This window comes from Mesorhizobium sp. CAU 1732, assembly GCF_039888675.1.
GTDB lineage: Bacteria > Pseudomonadota > Alphaproteobacteria > Rhizobiales > Rhizobiaceae > Aerobium.
This window is the reverse complement of the sequence record NZ_JBDQQR010000001.1, coordinates 1,079,155-1,099,491: the sequence shown is the minus strand read 5'-3', so window position 1 is coordinate 1,099,491 and position 20,337 is coordinate 1,079,155. Positions and strand designations below refer to the sequence as shown.

Below are 20,337 nucleotides of genomic sequence, written 5' to 3'. Positions count from 1 at the left end.
CAGACCAGCGAGCTTGTGCGTCGCCTAAAGCGCTTTGCTGGCGTTCTCCAGCACCACCACGTGGTGGCTCTTGTCTTCCTTGGGCCGCTCCAGCGGAAGCTGCTCGCCGGTTGCCACGTAGTAGATGGTTTCCGCGATATTGGTCGCGTGATCACCGATCCGCTCGATGTTCTTGGCGCAGAACAGCAGATGCGTGCACGGCGTGATGTTACGCGGATCTTCCATCATATAGGTCAGAAGCTCGCGGAAGAGCGACGTGTACATCGCGTCGATTTCCTCGTCGCGGTCACGCATGAACCCGATCGCGCCCACCGACCGCGACGCATAGACGTCGAGCACCTGCTTGAGCTGCGTCAGAGCGAGCGTCGCGAGCGCCTCGATCCCCCGGAAAAGCCTGATGGGCTGGCGCGTATCGGCCACCGCAACGACACGCTTGGCGATGTTCTTGCCCAGATCACCAACCCGCTCGAGGTCCGCGGAAATGCGGATCGTGCCGACGATCTCGCGAAGATCGTCCGCCATGGGCTGCCGCTTGGCGATGAGCAGGATCGCCTGATCATCGACCCAGCGCTGACCCTCGTCGAGGACGTGGTCGTCGGCGATCACCTTGCGGGCAAGCGACAGGTCGGAATTGACCAGGGCCGCAACCGACTGCTCGACCATGCGCTCTGCGTGGCCGCCCATCGCGGCGATCCGGTTGCCCAGCGACGCAAGTTCCTCGTCATAGGCACGTACGATGTGTTGCGTTTGCATGATGGCCTGACCGTGCGAGGCGAATCCTCGAATCCAGACCCTAAATTAGGCAGATGACAGGAAAAAGAAAGCGCCTGGGGCCTATTGCGACGGCAAGTGGACGGTGAACGCGGCGCCGTCGCCCAGCTTCGACCGCACGGTGAGGCGCGCCTCGTGGCGGGTCAGGATGTGCTTCACGATGGCAAGTCCGAGCCCGGTGCCCTTCTGGCTGCGACTGGTCTCGACATCGACACGGTAGAAGCGTTCGGTGATGCGGGGAATGTGCTCCTCGGCAATGCCCGGCCCGTGATCGCGTATGGTGACGGCAACCTCCGGATTCGGTCCGGAACGGGTCTCGGCAATCGAGATATCGACGCGGCCGCCAGACGCGCCGTATTTGCAGGCGTTTTCGAGCAGGTTTTCGAAGACCTGGATGAGTTCGTCCCGGCTGCCGGGCGCCAGCACTGGATGATCCGGTCGAGCGAACGCCACCACGACGCCGCTGTCGCGCGCCATGTGGCCGAGGGACTCGACCACACCCGCCACCGTCTCGCCGATATCGATCTTCTCGTCCGATCGCAGATAGGGCTTCATCTCGATACGCGACAAGGAGAGCAGGTCGTCGATGAGACGCGCCATGCGCGACGTCTGCGTGTGCATGATCTGGAGGAAGTTTTCGCGCGCCTTTTCGTCGTTTCGCGCGGGTCCACGCAGCGTCTCGATAAATCCGGCAATCGAGGCCAGCGGCGTGCGCAGTTCGTGGCTGGCATTGGCGATGAAATCGGCGCGCATCCGGTCGATCCGGCGCGATTCACTCTGGTCCTTGAAGAGGATCAGGAACAATCCGGAATTCTGTCCGACCGGCAGGACGGCGACGCGGAAGGCGCGCTCGATCGGTACGCGCTCGGCATAGTCGATCGCGCCAGCACGACGGTTCTTCAGAACGCCGTCGATGAGCTGCTGCATCTCCGGCGCGCGGAACTTCAATTGCAGCAGCGTGCCTTCCGGAATGAGGCCGAAGGCCGTCGTGGCGGCGGGGTTCGCGTAGAGCGCGGACCCGTGCTTGTCGAACACGATGATCGGATCAGGAACGGCGGCGGCGAGTTCACGCCCGGAGAGCGCATCCACATCGGCGTCGCGGATCGTCGCCGCCTGGCCGTCGCTGCGTCGCGTCAGCGGTCGCCCGGGAATGGCGATCGCAACTCCCGCCACGAACAGGATCGCAACGACGGCGACCAGAATGTTACCGCCTGCGAGCTGGTTCACGACGAGGATGGCGATCGCGGCGGCGGCGATTACCCAGCGCATGCCTTTCAGGCGCGCACGCGCAATCCCGGCGCGACGCTGGCTGGACGATCCACCGCTCTGCTCTGCCATTCTTGTCCTCGCATTCACCGTATCCATCTCAGCCCACTGGACCGTTCGTCGGTCACCAAATAGCATGGTTTCACAAGGTCACAGGAATATCTCAATGGGCAGCAAGTCAGCGACGTTCGTGGATCCGGCAGAGCCGATCAAGCTCAAGATCGATGGCAAGAAGCGCGTCTTCGACATCGACGCGCCCGAACTACCGGAATGGGTCACCAAAAATGAGCTGACCGCCGGCGGATACCCCTACGACGAGAAGATGCCGAAGAAGGAATATGAGAGGACGCTGGAAGCACTCCAGATCGAACTCGTGAAGATGCAGTCCTGGCTGCAGGCATCCGGCGAACGCGTCATGGTTCTCTTCGAGGGGCGCGACGCCGCCGGCAAGGGCGGAACCATCTTCGTGACGCGCGAATACATGAACCCGCGAACGGCCCGCAACGTGGCGCTGACCAAGCCCACCGAGACAGAGCGTGGCCAATGGTATTTCCAACGCTATGTCACCCACTTCCCGACAGCCGGCGAATTCGTGACGTTCGACCGGTCCTGGTACAACCGCGCCGGCGTCGAGCCGGTCATGGGCTTCTGCACGCCGCAGCAGCACGAGCAGTTTCTTGAGGAGGTACCCAACTTCGAGAAGGGGATCGTCGCCGACGGCATTCACCTGTTCAAATTCTGGCTCAGCATCGGCCAGGAAACGCAGCTTGCCCGGTTCCATGACCGACGCCACAGCCCGTTGAAGAACTGGAAATTCTCGCCGATCGATATCGCCGGCGTCGCCAAGTGGAACGACTACACCAAGATGCTCGACATCATGTTTGAGCGCACTCACACCGAACACGCGCCGTGGACGGTCCTGCGCGCCAACGACAAACGCAGGTCGCGCCTCGCCGCCATCCGGCATCTGCTCCTGTCGATTCCCTATAAGGGCCGGGATCTGTCGATCATAGGCGAACAGGACCGGCAGATCATCGGAGATGAAGCGACGGCGCTCGGCTAGCATTGACCACCGCTTTCGCCTGCCTGCGGAACTGGCGGGTCGGCTTGTGCGGGGTTTTGTTCCAGTGATGCGGTCGCTGCTTCATCTCCCACAGCGCCATCCAGGCGGCGAGCGACAGAAGCAGCCAGTGAAGCGGCGTGCGCACGATGATCGTAGCGAGCCATGGCTTTTCGCGCAGCGACAAGGTCAGCGCGCCGATCGCGATGAAGGCAGCGTATCCGCAAAGAATGTTCAGCGACCCCAAAGCAAGCATGATCACCTCAAGGGTGCCGACCGCCCCCACGAACATCATTTTTACGGCGATGTAGGCGATCGTCAGGAAGAAGACCGGGTGGAGCAGCGCCGAGACCAGCATGCCGAACACGAGAATCTGGGTGACGACGAATGATGCGAAACCCAGGTCCCGATACAGCGCGACGGGGTCGCGCATGTGTACCAGCCAGGTCTGCGCCCAGCCCTTGAACCATCGGACACGCTGCGGCAGCCAGACTTTCAGGGTCTCCGGCGCATCCTCTAGCGTCGGCAGATCGAGGACGCCGCAGCGATAGCCGAGCCGCTTGAGCCGCAGCCCAAGGTCAGCATCTTCGGTCACGTTGTAGGGGTCCCACCCGCCGGCCTTGACGAGCGCATCCCGCCGGAAATGATTGGAGGTGCCGCCAAGCGGCATCATCAGGTTCCACGACGCGAGCCACGGCAGGAGTGCCCGGAACAGCCCTGCATATTCGAACGCGAACATGCGCGACATCTCGCTCGAGCCGCCATTGGTGACGACAAGCGGAGCCTGAAGGCAGGCGAGATCCTCGTCCTCCGCATCGAAGCGCTGCCAGGCTTCCAGCAATTGCTGCGGGTGAGGACGATCCTCGGCATCGAACAGCGTGACGAACTCGCCGGTGCACAGCGGCAACGCGTAGGCCAGGGCCTTCGGCTTGGTGCGCGGCGAGCCGGCCGGCACTTCGATGATCTCGACATAGGGGCGCAGCGCGTGCGCCCGCAGCGCCGCAAGGGTCTCGTGGTCGTCCTCTTCGCATACGAGCTTGATTTCGAGCTTGCTGCGCGGCCATTGCAGCTTGCCAAGCGCCACCAGAAGTTCCGGAACCACCGCGCTTTCGCGATACAGCGCGACCAGCACCGAATAGGTGGGCAAGACGGCCGGATCGACCTGAGGCAGGTCGCGTTTGCGGATAGGCGATGCAGAGCCGAGCGCCATCACGCGTATCAGAACGCAGGCCAGGAATGCAGTCACCGCGACCACATTCAAGGCGATCAGCGTCGACTGGAATGCCAGTGCCAACGCCACGGGAACCCCGAGCCCAACCGTGCCGACAAACACCCCCTGCCAGCCATTCATCACCAGCCGCGCCGAAAAGTCCGTTCGGTCTACGAACAGGGCATTCTGTGCGCCGCGCAGAAGGCTGTCCTCCGACAGCGAGATCAGCGCCCTGCGTAACGTCTGCGGGGCGACGATCTTCATCCGCTCACGCGCGTTTCGTCCTGCTGTCAGCCTGCGAAGATTTACAAGGTCCAGATCGCGGTTGCCCTGGGCGAAGACGAACGTGCCATCGCCCTGATCGATCTTGACGATCCGGGCGCCCCCGCCACGCTTCAGCGCCAGAAGCCGATCTCGCTCCCGCATCACGATGCGATCCGGATCGATCGTTTCCAGAAACTCCAGTCCGACGTGAGCAGCGATTGCGCGGAATATTCCGGCCTCGTCGGCGACGCCGGCGGCGAGAAGCTCGCGCAGCAACGACGTGTCGTTCGCGACGGCGCGCCGGACGATACGCTGCATCACCTCTCCATCGATCTGGAGGCTGGCAAGCACAGGCTGCCATTCGCGAAGCTCCTCGTCCAGGCGGAGTCGGGCAGACGCACGTGCGAACGGAACGACCTTGCCCCCTTGATGAGGGGAAGCCCGCAGATCGCGGCCAGTGCTTCGTCTTACCGGATGGCTTTCATGCCGATCGTCGCCTGTCGGGGCGCGGAATTCCGGTCGACGAAGTGTCAGAAGGGAGGGAACGGATCGGGGCGAAGTGTCCGGCTCATAGCCGGGCTCGAGCAGCGCCATCGTCAGCGACCCGCCTGGCAGGAGCCGGAGGCACGCGGCACGGGTTCCCCCAAATCACGACTAGAAACAGCGCGCTGATCACGACTATACTTGCCGACGGATGAAATGATCGCCGTCAAAGCGATCCTATTGCGGCCCCCGTCCTTAGCCGTCCAATAGAACGCATGACTTCCATCACTGAAAGCTGACACCATACGCATACCCCCCACCGCCGGTTGAAACGTATGCACAATCTACGGTTTCCGCAACGTGATTCTTTAACGATTGGTTAACCCATATCTTTCTGTACTCTACGTTGCCGGAGCTGTTGTTCGACATCGCGCACGCTGGGCGATTTCTGGCTGATTGACAGCGCTGCCCGGCCAGACGACAACCCTGCCGATGTGATCCGCGAGGCATGCCGCACGTGATGGGAACGTTGAAAGCAATCGGTCTTTTTCTGCTCCTGCTCACCGTGTCATTGGCGGGACAGGCGGCAGCGGCCGAACCCGCGATCCCGAACTATTGGGACGACAAGGAGCGGTTGCCGAAACCGGACCTCTCCGCCGTCGAGCGCGTTCGGTTCCTGACGACGATCGATTTTCCCCCCTTCAACTTTCTGGATTCCGAAGGTCGGCTGACCGGCTTCCACATCGAACTCGCGCGCGCAATCTGCCGCGAACTGGATATCGTCGCGCGATGCCAGATCCAGGGGCTTCCGTGGGGCGAGCTGGACGCCGCGATGGATTCCGGAGACGGCGAAGCACTCATCACCGGAACCGCGATCAGTGCGGCGGCACGCGAGCGCTACACTTTTTCGCGGCCCTACCTTCGCTTCCCGGCCCGTTTTGTCGTCCCGCGCGCCTCGACACTCAGTGAGCCGATGCACAAGGCTCTCACCGAAAAGCGCATCGGCATCCTTGCAGGTTCCGCACATGAAGCGATGCTGAGAAGTTACTTCCCCGCAGCGAGGCCGGTGACTTATTCGCGTCTGGACTGGCTCTATCGGGATTTGCGCGACGGCAAGATCGACGGCGCGTTCGGCGACGGGATGCGGCTGTCGTTCTGGCTGGCGGGATCGGGCTCGAACAATTGTTGCCGCTTCGTCGGCGGGCCCTATATCGCGCCGGAATTTCTCGGCGCGGGCCTCGCAATCGCGGTCAAGCACGACGACGCTGTTCTCGCACAGGCCTTCGACTACGCCCTGCGCGAGATCAATGTGAAGGGGACCTTCGCCGAACTCTACCTGAAGTATTTTCCCGTCAGCTTCTACTGACCGGGTGGCCGTCTAAACGGCAGCATGAGCGCCCAGCCGAGGCGGGACGGCGCGGCATCGCGCCATTGCGTGAGGCCGATATCCATCCCGTCATGCCCCTTCTCCGGCTGGTCGCGATAGGTGCGGAACAGGCGATCCCAGATCGGCAGGTTGAAGCCGTAGTTCGAATCCGTCTCGCGATGGATCGTCGAATGGTGCACGCGATGCATGTCGGGTGTGACGACGAAACGGCGCAGCACACGGTCGAAACCGAGCGGCAGGCGGGCGTTCGAGTGATTAAACATCGACATCCCGTTCAGCACGATCTCGAACACCAGCACGGCTGCAACCGGCGCTCCGAGCGCTACGACGATGCCGGCCTTCCAGACCATCGAGAGCACGATCTCGAGCGGATGGAAGCGCAGCCCGGTCGTCAGATCGAAACCGGTATCGGCATGGTGCGTGCGATGGATCCGCCACAGGATCGGGATCTTGTGGCTGGCGACGTGTTCCAACCAGACGGCGAAATCGAGGATGACGAAGGCCATGATGCCGGTTGCGATCGGCGGCACGTCGACACGGTTGAACAGACCCCAGCCATTCGCCTGCGCCCATAGCGCGGCGCCGACAGCGGCTGCGGGAAAGACGATGCGCAGCAAGATGGAGGACACGACCACCATCGACAGGTTGGTGAACCAGCGGCGCGTCTTCATGGCGCCGGCCATCTCGGCCCGCTCCAGACGCGGCGACCAGAGTTCGAACGCCGCCATGCTTCCGAAGATCGCGAGAAAGGCGACCAGTCGGACCATGGCTTCGTTGTCTGTCAACCGATGCGGTGCCTGATGCTTGCCGCGCGCTCGATCGCCGCGACGGCCAGAGGATCGAGCTTGAAGCGATCCTTTACGAGATCGAGTATGCGCGTCTCTTCGGCGCCGACCGACAGATCGACCGCCGCCACATCGACGGCAAGCGCGTAGGCGGTTTCGCGCAGTTCGATCGAAAGGGCTTCCCTGATCGCCGAAAGCACACCTTCGAAGCCGCCCTCATCCTGAAGCAGGCGCTGGCATTGCCGTGCGACATCCAGCGTCCGCGCCTGGTCGAAGCCCGTGAAGACAGGAAGCGTGCGTATGATCGCGCCGATGCGCGCCAGTTCGGAATCGCGCATGTTGCGGTCGGACGCGGACATGATCACCATAAGGTAGATCAGGGCCTCCTGCTCGGACGGCTTCGTCATCGTCTTCGTTCTCCAGTCGCTCATTCGTTTGATCGAAAGTAGGGACGGCATCGACCCATCGCAACGAAAAATCCGCTCCGCAATTGACGCGCACAATGCGCCCGCTTAGACGTTGCGCGCGCCGGCGAAAAGGCCCCGCGAACCTCACAGGACGCAACCATGACCCATGTGCGATCGAATTCGCTGATCATCACGCCCGAAATCGTGACGGCTGCGAAAGAGAGCAAAGCGTGGCCGTTCGAGGAGGCGCGCAAGATCATCAAACGGTACGAGGGTAAGGACTGGCCGGAAGCCATCCTGTTCGAGACCGGCTATGGCCCGTCCGGCCTGCCTCATATCGGCACGTTCGGCGAGGTCGCGCGCACGACGATGGTGCGCCATGCCTTCCACATTCTGACCGAAGGCCAGGTGCCGACGCGCCTCTTGTGCTTCTCCGACGACATGGACGGAATGCGCAAAATCCCGGACAATGTGCCGGATCGCTCGTTCCTCGAGCCGCACCTGCACAAGCCGCTCACCGTCGTGCCGAACCCGTTCGGTGGCGATTACGAGAGCTTCGGCCATCACAACAATGCGATGCTGCGCCGGTTCCTCGACACGTTCGGCTTCGACTACGAGTTCGCCAGCGCCAGCGACTATTACAAGTCCGGCAAGTTCGACGCGATCCTGAAGCGCGTGGCGGAACGGTACGACGCCATCATGGACATCATGCTGCCGACGCTCGGCGAAGAGCGCCGCGCGACCTACTCGCCCTTCCTGCCGATCTCGCAAAAGACCGGCCGGGTTCTCTACGTACCGATGAAGAAGGTCGACGCTGAAAACGCGACGATCACATTCGACGACGAGGACGGCGAGGAGATCACGCTGCCGGTAACGGGCGGAAACGTGAAGCTTCAATGGAAGCCGGATTTCGGCGCGCGCTGGGCAGCCCTCGGCGTGGATTTCGAAATGTTCGGCAAGGATCACGGCCCGAACATGGGCGTCTACGACCGCATCTGCGAGGCGCTCGGCGGCCGCGCGCCGGAGCATTACGTCTACGAACTCTTCCTCGACGACAAGGGCGAGAAGATTTCCAAGTCGAAGGGCAATGGAATCACCATCGACGAGTGGCTGACCTACGCGCCGACGGAAAGCCTTGCGCTCTACATGTTCCAGAAGCCGCGCACGGCAAAGAAGCTCTATTTCGACGTGATCCCGCGCGCCGTGGACGAGTATTACCAGTTCCTCGCCGCATACCAGCGCCAGGACTGGAAGGAGCGGCTGGGCAACCCGGTCTATCACATTCACAGCGGCCATCCGCCTGTGATCGAACTTCCGGTGTCGTTCGCGCTGCTGCTCAATCTGGTCAGTGCGTCTAACGCGCATGACAAGTCTGTTCTGTGGGGCTTCATCTCGCGCCATGCCGATGGCGTGACGCCGGAAACCCACCCCGAGCTCGACCGCCTCGTCGGCTACGCCATTCGTTACTTCGACGATTTCGTGAAGCCGACCAAGGTGTTCCGCGCCGCCGACGAGGTGGAAGCAGCGGCACTCAAGGCACTGTCCGACAAGCTCGGCGCGCTGCCGGCGGGTTCCGATGGCGAGACGATCCAGAACGCCGCGCTCGACGTCGCGCGCGGCATCGAGCGCTATCAGGATCACAACAAGAAGAGCCCCGAAGGTGGCCCCGGCGTCTCCGTCGCGTTCTTCCAGATGATCTATCAGGTGCTGATCGGCCAGGAACGCGGTCCGCGCTTCGGTTCGTTTGCCGCGCTTTACGGGATCGACAACACGCGCGCGCTGATCGCCAAAGCGCTTTCGGGCGAACTAGCCGCCTGAGCCGCCCAGCGGCACGCCGATGCCCGAAATCGGCGGTTCCGCGCTTTCGGGAACGGTGATGGTCAGCGCCGGTGTTGCGGTCGGCGCTTGCCCGAAGAGACCCCGGTGGGCGGATTGTGCCGCCGCCCCCGCTTCGGCGTAAGGTCCACCGGCCACGGCGCGTGCCCAGCCCTGCGTGACCAGCCATTCGGCAGGGTTCTGCGTGCCGAGCTTGCAATCGACGACGACGACCTCGCTTCCAGGCACGGCTGGCACGACACATGTCATCGCGCGTCCACGCAGATAGTTGCGAAACGCGGTCCTTGCATGGATGCCGCACGGCCACTGCGTGGTTCCCTCGCCGCACATCTGGCCGGCGTCGGTGATATCGATGCCGGCAAGCGCGACGGTATGGCCCTGCGCGGTGAACGTTCCCGCAGCGCTGACCACCGGGCGGCGCAAAATCGTCTCCGCCGGGGGAAGATCGGCTGGACTGAGCGCACGCCCCTTGTCGCCCAACGGCTCGCGCGCATCGACGCGCTCGAGCGTGTCGGTCGGGATTGGCGGCGCGGCCACCACATCGGGCGCAACGGGGCGCGGCATCGAGCGCCTCAGCGCAGGCGCGGTTTCAACGGCGGGCGGCGCGACAGGGGTCTGGGCGGCGGGAGCGACCGCCACATCAGGCACGGGTGACACAGCCAGTTGCCCCTCCGGAGTAAAGTGGCCACGCAGCGCAGGCCCGGAAAGGACAACCACAGCCAGACCGGTAATCGCCACGACTATCGGGAGCGGTCGCATCGCCGCGCCTACTGGCTCGCCCAGACGATCCGCGCCATCCATTCGATCTCGATGGCCGGAATGCTGCGATCCGCGTGGGCAGGATTGAGCGAGACGAGTTCGATCGCCTTGCTGCTCCGACCGGCAAGGATCTTTGCCATGACCTCGCCTGCGCTCGTCTTCACTACGACGCGATCGCCCTTCTGAACGCGCGCGCCGGGCTCCACGATCAAGATGTCGCCATCGCGGTAAAGCGGCAGCATGGAATCGCCCTGAACCTGCAAGGCATAGGCGCCCTCGCTGGCCCCTGCGGGAAGTTCCACTTCCTCCCAGCCCTGCCCGACAGGGAAGCCTGCATCGTCAAAAAAGCCGCCCGCGCCAGCCTGCGCAAACCCGAGCAGAGGCACCGATCCCCGCCGCTGCGTTGTTGTTATGACAATCGATCGCTCTTCGATCAGGCCGATCATCTCGTTGAGCGACGCGCCCGTCGCCTCCATGATCTTGGAGAGCGATTCAGTCGAGGGCCAACGCGGCCTCCCATCGGCGGAGAGGCGCTTCGATTTGTTAAAAGCAGTGGAATCCAGGCCGGCCCGCTTTGCGAGACCGGATGCCGACAGGGAGTGTCGCGCAGCAAGCGCGTCGATCGCGGCCCATACCCGTTCATGCGAGAGCATCAGCGGCTCCCTTCCGAAACACAGGAAAAAATACCTTGCAGACCTAGCTAATCGCACGGGCGAAATCTGTCCAGTCACATCGGACAGTTTCTCCCGCGTTGCGGTGTTTCGACAGGCAAATGATGCTCAGGCGCGGAACGGCGCGCGTCCCGTCGACAAAGCGTGATCGAGATAGTCGAGCCGGTCCTGCCCCCAAAAGGGCTCGCCATTCAGCACATAAACCGGCGCGCCGATGGCATCGACCTCGGTCGCTTCCTGCGTATTTTTCGCAATGATTGCTGCTGCTTGCGACTCCTGTGCCGCCGCAAGAACAGCCTGAGCATCATGGCCTTCGGCGGTAAGCCAGATCGCAAGCTGGTCAGCGTCAGCGATGTTTTCCTCGTTGGTCCACACGCCCTGATGCGCGTGCCAGAGGTAGCCGGACGGGTCCTTTCCCTGCTCCACAAGCACGGCTGCGCAGCGGTCGGCGAGCGAGGAATCGACCGGGAAAAACTTCGGCTCGAGATTGAGCGGAAGGCCGCGAATGTCGGCGATGCGCTGCAATTCGATGCGGCGATAACGCTGGCGGACCGGGGTTCTTTGACCGAGAGGAACGGAGCCTGATTTCTCCCACACACCAAAGATGGCGATCGGCTTATAGCGGATTTCAGCGCCGTGTTTTGCCGCCAGATCGTGGAAAGCCGGATGCCCGAGGTAGGCGAATGGCGACGAGCAGATGAAATAGTAGTCGATGACTTTAGCCATGAAATCCTCCGAAAAGCTCAATTATTTCATATTCTTGGCAAGGGCGCGCAGGCCGGTGTGCGAGTTCATGAAGATGCGTTCCTCGTCGCTTGGCGGGCGTGGTTTCGCGTCGGCTCCAAGCTGGGAAACGAGATCGTCAATCTTGATGAAAGCCCTGCTCCTGAAATCGTAAACGCCTGCCGTCGTCATCACCAGAGCGGCGGTTCGACCGTCTTCCAGCACGAAACGATGGCGACCGATGACCTGCGTATCCTCCCAGGTCTCGACGGTGGACACCACCTCGAAACGCTTCCACAGCTTGATTTCGCGGGCATAAACCGCCTGCAGGCCGCCCATCATCGGAGCCCAGCGGTTCTTGCGGGCAAGGGCGATGAGGCCGGCGCGGTAGAAGATGTCGATGCGGCCGACATCGGCCAGCATCATGTAGCGGGCATTGTTGAGATGGAGGTTGGAATCGATGTCGGTTGGGAGGCAACGGAAGCTCAAACGGCTTTCATCGCCCATGTGGTAGCGACCGCGCGACTTCGCCGTCAGCATCATTCTGGCAAGGCGGCCCCAGACATACATCGCGCGCCAACTCCTTGGTTTTTATCGGCTATTACGGTCGCATACGGCATTGCAGAGCGTGGATAGAAATACTGCTTTCTGCCGAAATGCAACGAAATTCCATTTCAGGAACAATGCTTTACCGGGACGCAGGCTCTCAGCGCCCGCGAATTTATCAACAGAGGTTGGACGGAAGCAAAACGACGACACTTTTCGAAAGTTCGAACCGCTTCCGCTCCATTTGGGTAGCGTTCGCGCTGCCCCTCATCCGCCCTTCGGGTACCTTCTCCCCGTAAACGGGGAGAAGGGAAAGGGGGTATCTTTTTAGGCGGCCTTTTTGGCCTTCGGATAGGGGTTGAAACGGTCGTAGAACGTTTCGCCCTTGCCGGCCATGTCGGCCAGAAGTTTCGGTGCCTTGAACTGGGCGCCGTATTTCTTCTGGAGGGTCTTCGAAAGCTTCAGGAACTTATCCACCCCCATGCCGTCGATGTAAGACAAGGCCCCACCCGTGTAGGGCGCGAAGCCGAAGGCGAGGATCGAGCCGACGTCCGCTTCGCGCGGATCGGTGACGATGCCCTCTTCCATGACGCGGGCAGCTTCGAGAGCGATGGTGACGAGGAAGCGCTGCTTGAGCTCCTCGACGTCGATCTTGTCAGCGTCCTGCTGCGGGTAGAGCGTCTTGAGCTCAGGCCACAGATGCTTCTTGGCCGGCTTTTCCGGATAGTCGTAGAAGCCCTTGCCGTTCTTGCGGCCAAAACGGCCATGGGTATCGACCATCGTGTTGATGAGCTTGAACTGCTCCGGGTCAACGGCCTTCTCGCCGAGATCGCGAATGGTCTGCTTCATGATCTTCTGCGCGAGGTCGATGGCAGTCTCGTCGGTAAGCGCCAGCGGGCCGACCGGCATGCCGGCCATCTTGGCCGCGTTCTCGATCATCGCCGGCGGAACGCCCTCGATGAGCATCTGGAACGCTTCCGCCATGTAACGCAGCACGCAGCGGTTGACGTAGAAACCGCGAGTGTCGTTGACGACGATCGGCGTCTTCTTGATCGCGCGAACGTAATCGATGGCGGTGGCGATCGCCTTGTCCTCGGTCTTCTTGCCGAGAATGATCTCGACCAGCATCATCTTGTCGACCGGCGAGAAGAAGTGAATGCCGATGAAGTTGGCCGGACGCTTCGAGGCCTTGGCCAGCGCCGAGATCGGGATTGTCGAAGTGTTGGAGGCGAAGATGGCATCCTTGGCGATGACCGCTTCGGTCTGCTCGGTCGCGCCCTTCTTGACCTCGGAATCCTCGAACACGGCTTCGATCACCAGATCGCAGCCGTCGAGGTCCTTGTAGTCGACGGTCGGCGTGATCAGGGACAGAAGCTGTTCCTTCTCGGCTTCGGTGGCGCGGCCCTTCTTGATCGCGCCATCGACCAGACCGGCCGAATGGGCCTTGCCCTTTTCAGCGGATGGCAGGTCGCGGTCGAGCAGGACGACCGGGATGCCGGCCTTGGCGGTGACGTAGGCGATGCCCGCGCCCATGAAGCCCGCACCGAGAACGCCGATCTTCTTGAACTTGGTTTCGGGGACACCTTCGGGACGACGCGCGCCCTTGTTGAGTTCCTGCAAGGACACGAAGAGCGAGCGGATCATCATGCGCGCTTCGGTGGAACGCATGATCTGCGCGAAGTAGCGCTGCTCGATGCGAAGGGCCGTGTCGAACGGAACCAGCAGGCCCTCGTAAGCGCATTTCAGGATCGCGGCGGCACCGGGATAGTTACCGTAGGTTTCGCGGCGCAGGATGGCGATTGCCGGCGGCCACAGGTTTGCACCGGCTGCCGAGTAAACGGGACCGCCGGGCAGCTTGAAGCCCTTCTCGTCCCAGGGCTGGACCGGCTTGAGGCCGGCGGCGATCATCGCCTTCGCGGCGTCGATCAGCTTGGACGGCTCGACCACGTCGTGGATCAGCCCCATCTGCTTCGCCTTCTTCGGCGACAGGTTCTGGCCAGAGGTGAGCATCTGGAGCGCCGACTGCGGATCCGTCAGGCGGGGAACGCGCTGCGTGCCGCCAGCGCCGGGGAAGATGCCGACCTTGACTTCCGGCAGGGCCATCTTGACCTTGTCGCTATCAGCGGCGATGCGGCCATGGCAGGCCAGCGACATCTCGAATGCGCCACCCATGCAGGTGCCGTTGATCGCGGAAACCCATGGCTTGCCGCAGGTTTCGAGCTTGCGGAAAAGCTGGCTCATGCGGCCGGCATTGTCGAACAGAAGCTGGATCGCCTTGTTCTCGTCCTTGGCCTGCTCCTTGGCGAAGTCGCTGAGCATCTTCTGGAGCATGGTAAGGTCGGCACCGCCGGAGAAGGTCTCCTTGCCGGAGGTGATGACCGCGCCCTTGACGCTTTCGCTCGAGGCGACATGATCGATGATCTTGTCGAGTTCGTCCATCACCTCTTCGGTGAAGACGTTCATCGACTTGTCCTTCATGTCCCATGTGACGAGCGCGATGCCGTCGGAATCGGTTTCAACCGTGAAGTTTTTGTAGTCAGCCATTGGAGAAGTCCTCCTTGAAAACGGTTTCGTCAGCGAGTGAACGCGACGGTGAAGCTGATTTCTTCTCCCCGTTTACGGGGAGAGGATGCCGGTAGGCAGGTGAGGGGCGGCGCGAACCTTGGAACGCTGGCTCTGCCCCTCATCCGCCCTTCGGGCACCTTCTCCCCGTGAACGGGGAGAAGGAAGACGTGCTAAACGCGTTCGATGATCGTCGCGGTGCCCATGCCCGCGCCGATGCACAGCGTGACCAGAGCGGTGTTCAGGTTGCGGCGCTCGAGCTCATCGAGAACCGTGCCGAAGATGATTGCGCCGGTGGCACCCAGCGGGTGGCCCATGGCGATTGCGCCGCCGTTGACGTTGATCTTGTCGTGCGGAATGTCGAACGCCTGCATGTAGCGCAGCACCACCGAGGCGAACGCTTCGTTGAGCTCGAACAGGTCGATGTCCGACAGCTTCATCTTGGCCTTTTCGAGCAGCTTCTCGGTCACGTCGACCGGGCCGGTCAGCATGATTGCAGGCTCGGAGCCGATGTTGGTGAAGGCGCGGATGCGGGCGCGCGGCTTGAGGCCGAGCGTCTTGCCGGCCTTCTTGGAGCCGAGCAGCACGGCGGCTGCACCATCGACGATGCCGGACGAATTGCCGGCATGGTGGACGTGGTTGATGGCCTCGACTTCCGGGTGGCGCTGGATGGCGACGGCGTTGAAGCCGCCCATCTCGCCGGGCATGACGAAGGACGGGTTGAGCGAGGCCAGCGACTGCATGTCGGTGGACGGGCGCATGTGCTCGTCACGGTCGAGAATGGTCAGGCCGTTCTGATCCTTGACCGGCACGACCGACTTCTTGAAGTAGCCCTTTTCCCACGCCTTGGCGGCGCGCTTCTGGCTTTCGACCGAATAGGCGTCGACGTCATCGCGCGAGAAGCCGTATTTGGTGGCGATCAGGTCGGCGGAGACGCCCTGCGGCACGAAATAGCCGGGAAGGCCGACCGAGGGGTCCATGAACCACGCCCCGCCTGACATGCCCATGCCAACGCGCGACATCGACTCGACGCCGCCGGCGATGACGATATCGTCGGAGCCGCCGGCGATCTTGGCCGCGCCGAGGTTGATGGCGTCGAGTCCGCTGGCGCAGAAACGCGAGAGCTGGATGCCGGGCGCCTTGTTGTCGTAGCCGGCCTCGAAGGCCGACGAGCGCGGGATCACCGAGCCAGCTTCGCCGACCGGATCGACGCAGCCGAAAATGATGTCATCGACCTGCGACGTGTCAAGCCCGTTGCGGTCGCGCACGGCTTCCAGAACCTTTGCGCCGAGACGCACAGCCGGCACCTCGTGCAGCGAGCCATCCTTCTTGCCGCGGCCGCGCGGGGTGCGCACGGCGTCATAGACATAAGCGTCAGACATTTGTTTCTCCCTTTCGATTGGGTTGCTCGCTCCGGGTTGCCGGACGCGAGGCCTCTCATTCGTTTACAGGCTGCGCGCGATGAGCAGTTTCATGATCTCGTTGGTGCCACCGTAGATGCGCTGGACGCGGGCGTCACGCCACATGCGCGCGATGGGGTATTCGTTCATGTAGCCATAGCCGCCGTGAAGCTGGAGGCATTCGTCCATGATCTTGCCCTGCAAATCCGACAACCAGTATTTGGCCATCGAAGCCGTGACAGGATCAAGACCGCCGGCGATATGGCGCGCGACGCAATCGTTGTAGAACACGCGGCCAATGGTGGCTTCGGTCTTGAGCTCGGCCAGCTTGAACTGGGTGTTCTGGAAGTCAATGACCGCCTTGCCGAACGCCTTGCGCTCCTTAACGTAGTCGATAGTCAACGCCAGCGCGCGCTCGATCATCGAGATCGCGGTGGTGCCGATCTGCAGACGCTCCTGCGGGAGCTGCTGCATGAGCTGGACGAAGCCCTGCCCTTCGTCGGTGCCGAGCAGGTTGGAGGTCGGCACGCGCACGTCGTTGAAGAACAGCTCGGAGGTGTCGTTGGACATGAGGCCGATCTTGTCGAGGTTGCGGCCACGCTGGAAGCCTTCGACCTCATCGGTCTCGACCACGATCAGCGACGTGCCTTTCGCGCCCGCAGCCGGGTCGGTCTTGGTGACGACGATGACGAGATTGGCGAGCTGGCCGTTGGTGATGAAGGTCTTGGAGCCGTTGATGCGGTACTGGTTGCCGTCCTTCTCCGCGCGCGTCTTGACGCCCTGGAGATCGGAGCCGGCACCCGGCTCCGTCATGGCGATGGCGCCGATCAACTCGCCGGTGGCCATCTTCGGCAGCCACTTCTGCTTCTGCTCTTCCGAGCCATAGTGAAGGATGTAGGGCGCGACGATGGAGTTGTGAAGCGCGATGCCGAAGCCGTCGACGCCGACATGGCTGATCGCCTCGATGATCGCGCTTTCATGGGCAAACGTGCCGCCCGAGCCGCCATATTCTTCCGGGATGGAGGCGCAGAGAAGGCCGTTCTCGCCAGCCTTCTTCCAGCTTTCGCGGTCGAATATCTCGGCTTTCTCGAATTCCTCGTAACGCGGCGCGATCTCGGTTTCGAGGAAGCGCGTCGCCATATCGTAGAGCATGCCGACTTCCTCGTCCGCCCAAGCGGGCTTGGGGAGGTTGAGGACATTTGCCGGTTGCGTCGTCACGAGGATTTCCTTTCGGCTCACAATGCGGGACATCTGTTCAAGCTTGAACAGACCATAACGGGGATAACCCCTAGAAGGCATCCTCCGCAAGGGCCATCATGGAATCCGCACCGGCGGAAAGGCGGGCGAGGTGCGCGCCGGTCTCGGGCATGACGCGCTCCATGAAGTAGCGCGCCGTGACCAGCTTGGACTGGTAGATAGGCGACGCTGCACCTTCGGCGAGCTTTTCCTGCGAAACCTTGGCCATGCGCGCCCACATGAAGCCGAGCGCGACGAGGCCGAACAGATGCAGGTAATCGGTGGACGCGGCGCCGGCATTGTCGGGCTTGGCCATCGCGTTCTGCATCAGCCACATGGTGGCAGCCTGAAGGTCGTTGAGGCCCTTCTTGAGCGCCTTGGTGAACGGCGCCATCTGCTCATTGGCGCGGTTTTCCTCGCAGAAATCGCCGACTTCCTTGAAGAACGCCTGCACGGCGCGGCCACCGTTGAGGCCGAGCTTGCGGCCGACGAGATCGAGCGCCTGGATGCCGTTGGCACCCTCGTAGATCATGGCGATGCGGGCATCGCGCACGAACTGGCTCATGCCGTGCTCTTCGATATAGCCGTGGCCGCCGAAGACCTGCTGCGCCATCACGGCATGCTCGAAACCCTTGTCGGTGAGCACGCCCTTGATGATCGGCGTCATCAGGCCGAGGTGATCGTCGGCTGCCTGACGGTCGGCGTCGTCGCCGGAGCGGTGGGCGACGTCGGACTTGAGCGCGGTCCACAGCACCAGCGCACGGCCGGCCTCGTTGAACGCCTTCATGTTCATCAGGTTGCGGCGAATGTCCGGGTGGACGATGATCGGGTCGGCCTTCTTTTCAGGCGCTTTCACGCCGGCAATCGAGCGGCCCTGAATGCGCTCCTTGGCGTAGATCACGGCGTTCTGATAGGCGATCTCGCCGATGGAGAGACCCTGCATGCCGACGCCGAGGCGGGCTTCGTTCATCATCACGAACATGGCCTTGAGGCCGCCGTTCTCCGCGCCGATCAGGAAGCCCTCGGCCTCGTCATAGTTCATGACGCAGGTGGAATTGCCGTGGATGCCCATCTTCTCTTCGATGGAACCGCAGGACACGCCGTTTTTCTCACCGGGGTTGCCGGCATCGTCGAGCTTGAGCTTCGGCACGATGAACAGCGAAATGCCCTTGACGCCTTCCGGCGCGCCCTCGATGCGGGCGAGCACCAGATGGATGATGTTCTCGGCCATGTCGTGTTCGCCAGCGGAGATGAAGATCTTCTGGCCGGAGATTTTGTAAGAACCGGTGCCGGTGGGGACCGCCTTGGTGCGCAGCAGGCCCAGATCGGTGCCGCAATGCGGTTCGGTCAGGTTCATGGTGCCGGTCCACACGCCTTCGGCCATCTTCGGCACGTAGGTCTGCTTCTGCTCGTCGGAGCCGTGTTCGAGGATCGCGGCAATCGCGCCCTGGGTCAGGCCCGGATACATCATCAGCGCCATGTTGGCGGACGACATATATTCGCCGACGGCGGAGTGAACCGTGTAGGGAAGGCCCTGCCCGCCGAACTCCGTCGGGATCGCGAGGCTCATCCAGCCGCCTTCGCGATACTGGTCGTAGCCTTCCTTGAAACCCTTGGGCGTCGTCACCGAGCCGTCGGCGTGGCGGGTGCAGCCCTCTTCGTCGCCGACGCGGTTGAGCGGGTGCATGACGTTTTCGGCGACCTTGGCGGCCTCCTCGAGGATCGCTTCCAGCACATCTGGTGCTGCGTCCGAGAAGCCGGGAAGGTTCGAATACCGCTCGTAACCGAGCACGTCATTGAGCACGAAAAGCGTATCGGCGACGGGTGCCTTGTAAGTCGGCATGAAGGTCCTCCAGAAGTCGGGTGAAACGTCGACAAGCGGGTGCGACCCGCCAAAATACCAGGATGAGATGCTTCGTATCAAATATTGACGTTTGCGTAAACGTCAATTTTTTCGATAGGCCCAAAACCACGACAGCCATCGCCAGATTGCGATGCCCAATGTCAGCGGCAGGAGAAGAAGGGAAAGGACGGTCCAGCCGAACAGCAGCCCACCGGCGCTTGAAGGCAAACCGGCGCACTGGAAGCCTCCGAAGCCGAAGGCACAGCGGGTGTCGGAGACGTACCAGGCAAGGCAGGTCACGGCGGCAACCGCGAGAAACGCGATCGTGCTCGCAAGCGGCATGCGCCGCCTGCCTGCGGATTTGTCCGACGAGGTGCGATCGATCATCGTCATGCGGCGACGATAGCGCGAGAGACCCGAAGACGACAGCGTGTCGTCTTCAGACGTTCGGTCGATAAGACGATGAAACGCGTCAGGCCGACTTGGCCAGTTCCTGCCGCGAGAGGAGTGTCGAGCGCCAGCTATGCATTGCGCCCTTCAGTTCCTCGATTGCCTCGTCGAGAGCGGTGCGCTGCTTTTCCAGGCGGACGAGCTGACGCTCCGACTTGTCGAGAACGGTGCGAAGCTGCTTCACGTTCGAGCCGTTGGGATCGTAGAGATCCATCACATGCTTGACCTCGCGAAGCGAGAAACCGACCTTGCGGCCGAGCAGGATCAGCTTGAGGCGCGTCACGTCGCGATGGGTGTAAAGGCGGGTGTTGCCTTCACGCTTCGGATTGAGCAAGCCCTTGTCTTCGTAAAAGCGCAACGTGCGCAACGTCACGTCGAACTGCTTGGCCATATCGCCGATACGGATGTAACCGTCCGAAAGTTCCGTTGCATTGGCCATGCTTTCGCTGGCCGGCATCATGTTCATCATTTCGCATTTCCCCGTAAACACGCTCCGGCAATGCGGGAACGGCGATTGGAAGCCATTGGGGCGAAGGGCGTCCGATCAGGTTTGAATCGTGATTGTGTGCGGGCCGATAGGCGGTCCCGATGTCTGGCGGGCATATAGTCGTGCGCCTGACGTCTCGCAAGTGCGAAATCCTGACGCAGGGGCAGCGGCGGAACCTTTTAAGACTGGTT

The 20,337-nt window shown here is 62.3% G+C and carries 18 protein-coding genes; 3 read left to right on the top strand and 15 right to left on the bottom strand.

The features are described 5' to 3' along the window. Nucleotides 1-24: 24 nt before the first annotated feature. Both phoU and AAFN55_RS05395 read right to left on the bottom strand, forming a co-directional pair. Complete coding sequence (gene phoU / locus AAFN55_RS05400) at nt 25-753, bottom strand: phosphate signaling complex protein PhoU (RefSeq protein WP_347797843.1); 729 nt, start codon at nt 751-753, stop codon at nt 25-27. A gap of 81 nt (nt 754-834) precedes the next feature. After that, nucleotides 835-2,109, bottom strand: coding sequence for an ATP-binding protein (locus AAFN55_RS05395; RefSeq protein WP_347797842.1), 1,275 nt, complete (start codon nt 2,107-2,109; stop codon nt 835-837). Nucleotides 2,110-2,203: 94 nt separating this feature from the next. Between AAFN55_RS05395 and ppk2 the strand changes: the two genes are divergently transcribed. Continuing rightward, nucleotides 2,204-3,100, top strand: a complete 897-nt coding sequence (ppk2, locus tag AAFN55_RS05390; protein WP_347797841.1) for a polyphosphate kinase 2 — start codon at nt 2,204-2,206, stop codon at nt 3,098-3,100. Here ppk2 and AAFN55_RS05385 read toward each other — a convergent pair. Further along, nucleotides 3,069-4,889 (bottom strand): glycosyltransferase, encoded by a 1,821-nt coding sequence (locus tag AAFN55_RS05385; protein ID WP_347797840.1) that lies wholly within the window; start codon nt 4,887-4,889, stop codon nt 3,069-3,071. The genes ppk2 and AAFN55_RS05385 overlap by 32 nt on opposite strands. A 685-nt stretch (nt 4,890-5,574) precedes the next feature. Between AAFN55_RS05385 and AAFN55_RS05380 the strand changes: the two genes are divergently transcribed. Beyond that, a complete protein-coding gene (locus AAFN55_RS05380; protein WP_347797839.1) occupies nt 5,575-6,420 on the top strand; it encodes a transporter substrate-binding domain-containing protein in 846 nt (281 codons plus the stop codon). Here AAFN55_RS05380 and AAFN55_RS05375 read toward each other — a convergent pair. Both AAFN55_RS05375 and AAFN55_RS05370 read right to left on the bottom strand, forming a co-directional pair. Then, nucleotides 6,414-7,208: a sterol desaturase family protein gene (locus AAFN55_RS05375; protein ID WP_347800191.1), complete on the bottom strand. Its 795-nt coding sequence runs from the start codon at nt 7,206-7,208 to the stop codon at nt 6,414-6,416. The two genes, AAFN55_RS05380 and AAFN55_RS05375, sit on opposite strands and share 7 nt — an antisense overlap. A 14-nt stretch (nt 7,209-7,222) precedes the next feature. Then, complete coding sequence (locus tag AAFN55_RS05370) at nt 7,223-7,633, bottom strand: tellurite resistance TerB family protein (protein WP_347797838.1); 411 nt, start codon at nt 7,631-7,633, stop codon at nt 7,223-7,225. Nucleotides 7,634-7,792: 159 nt separating this feature from the next. Here AAFN55_RS05370 and AAFN55_RS05365 point away from each other — a divergent pair, with 159 nt between their 5' ends. Further along, nucleotides 7,793-9,451 carry a lysine--tRNA ligase gene (locus AAFN55_RS05365; RefSeq protein ID WP_347797837.1) on the top strand — a complete coding sequence of 553 codons (1,659 nt, stop codon included), beginning with the start codon at nt 7,793-7,795 and terminating at the stop codon, nt 9,449-9,451. Here the strand turns inward: AAFN55_RS05365 and AAFN55_RS05360 are convergent. From AAFN55_RS05360 to AAFN55_RS05315, 10 genes are all read right to left on the bottom strand, one after another. Continuing rightward, entirely contained in the window at nt 9,440-10,228 is a 789-nt protein-coding gene (locus AAFN55_RS05360) for a hypothetical protein (RefSeq protein WP_347797836.1), read from the bottom strand. The genes AAFN55_RS05365 and AAFN55_RS05360 overlap by 12 nt on opposite strands. 8 nt (nt 10,229-10,236) lie before the next feature. Next, the gene (locus tag AAFN55_RS05355; RefSeq protein WP_347797835.1) at nt 10,237-10,881 is read right to left on the bottom strand and encodes a helix-turn-helix transcriptional regulator; all 645 of its coding nucleotides are present in this window, start codon (nt 10,879-10,881) and stop codon (nt 10,237-10,239) included. A gap of 126 nt (nt 10,882-11,007) precedes the next feature. Continuing rightward, a complete protein-coding gene (locus tag AAFN55_RS05350; protein WP_347797834.1) occupies nt 11,008-11,625 on the bottom strand; it encodes a 2-hydroxychromene-2-carboxylate isomerase in 618 nt (205 codons plus the stop codon). A 21-nt stretch (nt 11,626-11,646) separates the two neighbouring features. Next, a complete protein-coding gene (locus tag AAFN55_RS05345; protein WP_347797833.1) occupies nt 11,647-12,192 on the bottom strand; it encodes a thioesterase family protein in 546 nt (181 codons plus the stop codon). Nucleotides 12,193-12,495: 303 nt separating this feature from the next. Further along, on the bottom strand, nt 12,496-14,712 hold the full coding sequence (locus tag AAFN55_RS05340) for a 3-hydroxyacyl-CoA dehydrogenase NAD-binding domain-containing protein (protein ID WP_347797832.1): 2,217 nt from the start codon (nt 14,710-14,712) through the stop codon (nt 12,496-12,498). 191 nt (nt 14,713-14,903) lie between these two features. Next, nucleotides 14,904-16,112, bottom strand: a complete 1,209-nt coding sequence (locus AAFN55_RS05335) for an acetyl-CoA C-acetyltransferase (RefSeq protein ID WP_347797831.1) — start codon at nt 16,110-16,112, stop codon at nt 14,904-14,906. 63 nt (nt 16,113-16,175) lie between these two features. Further along, entirely contained in the window at nt 16,176-17,348 is a 1,173-nt protein-coding gene (locus AAFN55_RS05330; RefSeq protein WP_347797830.1) for an acyl-CoA dehydrogenase family protein, read from the bottom strand. A 70-nt stretch (nt 17,349-17,418) separates the two neighbouring features. Further along, nucleotides 17,419-19,209 (bottom strand): acyl-CoA dehydrogenase C-terminal domain-containing protein, encoded by a 1,791-nt coding sequence (locus tag AAFN55_RS05325; protein ID WP_347797829.1) that lies wholly within the window; start codon nt 19,207-19,209, stop codon nt 17,419-17,421. 102 nt (nt 19,210-19,311) lie between these two features. Beyond that, nucleotides 19,312-19,602 (bottom strand): hypothetical protein, encoded by a 291-nt coding sequence (locus AAFN55_RS05320; RefSeq protein WP_347797828.1) that lies wholly within the window; start codon nt 19,600-19,602, stop codon nt 19,312-19,314. Between the two features lie 79 nt (nt 19,603-19,681). Next, nucleotides 19,682-20,119: a MerR family DNA-binding transcriptional regulator gene (locus tag AAFN55_RS05315; RefSeq protein ID WP_347800190.1), complete on the bottom strand. Its 438-nt coding sequence runs from the start codon at nt 20,117-20,119 to the stop codon at nt 19,682-19,684. Nucleotides 20,120-20,337 lie beyond the last annotated feature (218 nt).

Bases quoted from the DNA above. Each gene is read 5' to 3' on its own strand.
- AAFN55_RS05365 (WP_347797837.1), top strand. From the start codon at position 7,793: ATGACCCATGTGCGATCGAATTCGCTGATCATCACGCCCGAAATCGTG.
- AAFN55_RS05320 (WP_347797828.1), bottom strand. From the start codon at position 19,602: ATGACGATGATCGATCGCACCTCGTCGGACAAATCCGCAGGCAGGCGG.
- AAFN55_RS05315 (WP_347800190.1), bottom strand. From the start codon at position 20,119: ATGATGCCGGCCAGCGAAAGCATGGCCAATGCAACGGAACTTTCGGAC.
- AAFN55_RS05385 (WP_347797840.1), bottom strand. From the start codon at position 4,889: ATGCAGCGTATCGTCCGGCGCGCCGTCGCGAACGACACGTCGTTGCTG.
- AAFN55_RS05380 (WP_347797839.1), top strand. From the start codon at position 5,575: ATGGGAACGTTGAAAGCAATCGGTCTTTTTCTGCTCCTGCTCACCGTG.
- AAFN55_RS05345 (WP_347797833.1), bottom strand. From the start codon at position 12,192: ATGTATGTCTGGGGCCGCCTTGCCAGAATGATGCTGACGGCGAAGTCG.
- AAFN55_RS05375 (WP_347800191.1), bottom strand. From the start codon at position 7,208: ATGGTCCGACTGGTCGCCTTTCTCGCGATCTTCGGAAGCATGGCGGCG.
- phoU (WP_347797843.1), bottom strand. From the start codon at position 753: ATGCAAACGCAACACATCGTACGTGCCTATGACGAGGAACTTGCGTCG.
- AAFN55_RS05370 (WP_347797838.1), bottom strand. From the start codon at position 7,633: ATGACGAAGCCGTCCGAGCAGGAGGCCCTGATCTACCTTATGGTGATC.
- AAFN55_RS05335 (WP_347797831.1), bottom strand. From the start codon at position 16,112: ATGTCTGACGCTTATGTCTATGACGCCGTGCGCACCCCGCGCGGCCGC.
- AAFN55_RS05360 (WP_347797836.1), bottom strand. From the start codon at position 10,228: ATGCGACCGCTCCCGATAGTCGTGGCGATTACCGGTCTGGCTGTGGTT.
- AAFN55_RS05350 (WP_347797834.1), bottom strand. From the start codon at position 11,625: ATGGCTAAAGTCATCGACTACTATTTCATCTGCTCGTCGCCATTCGCC.
- AAFN55_RS05395 (WP_347797842.1), bottom strand. From the start codon at position 2,109: ATGGCAGAGCAGAGCGGTGGATCGTCCAGCCAGCGTCGCGCCGGGATT.
- AAFN55_RS05340 (WP_347797832.1), bottom strand. From the start codon at position 14,712: ATGGCTGACTACAAAAACTTCACGGTTGAAACCGATTCCGACGGCATC.
- AAFN55_RS05355 (WP_347797835.1), bottom strand. From the start codon at position 10,881: ATGCTCTCGCATGAACGGGTATGGGCCGCGATCGACGCGCTTGCTGCG.
- ppk2 (WP_347797841.1), top strand. From the start codon at position 2,204: ATGGGCAGCAAGTCAGCGACGTTCGTGGATCCGGCAGAGCCGATCAAG.
- AAFN55_RS05325 (WP_347797829.1), bottom strand. From the start codon at position 19,209: ATGCCGACTTACAAGGCACCCGTCGCCGATACGCTTTTCGTGCTCAAT.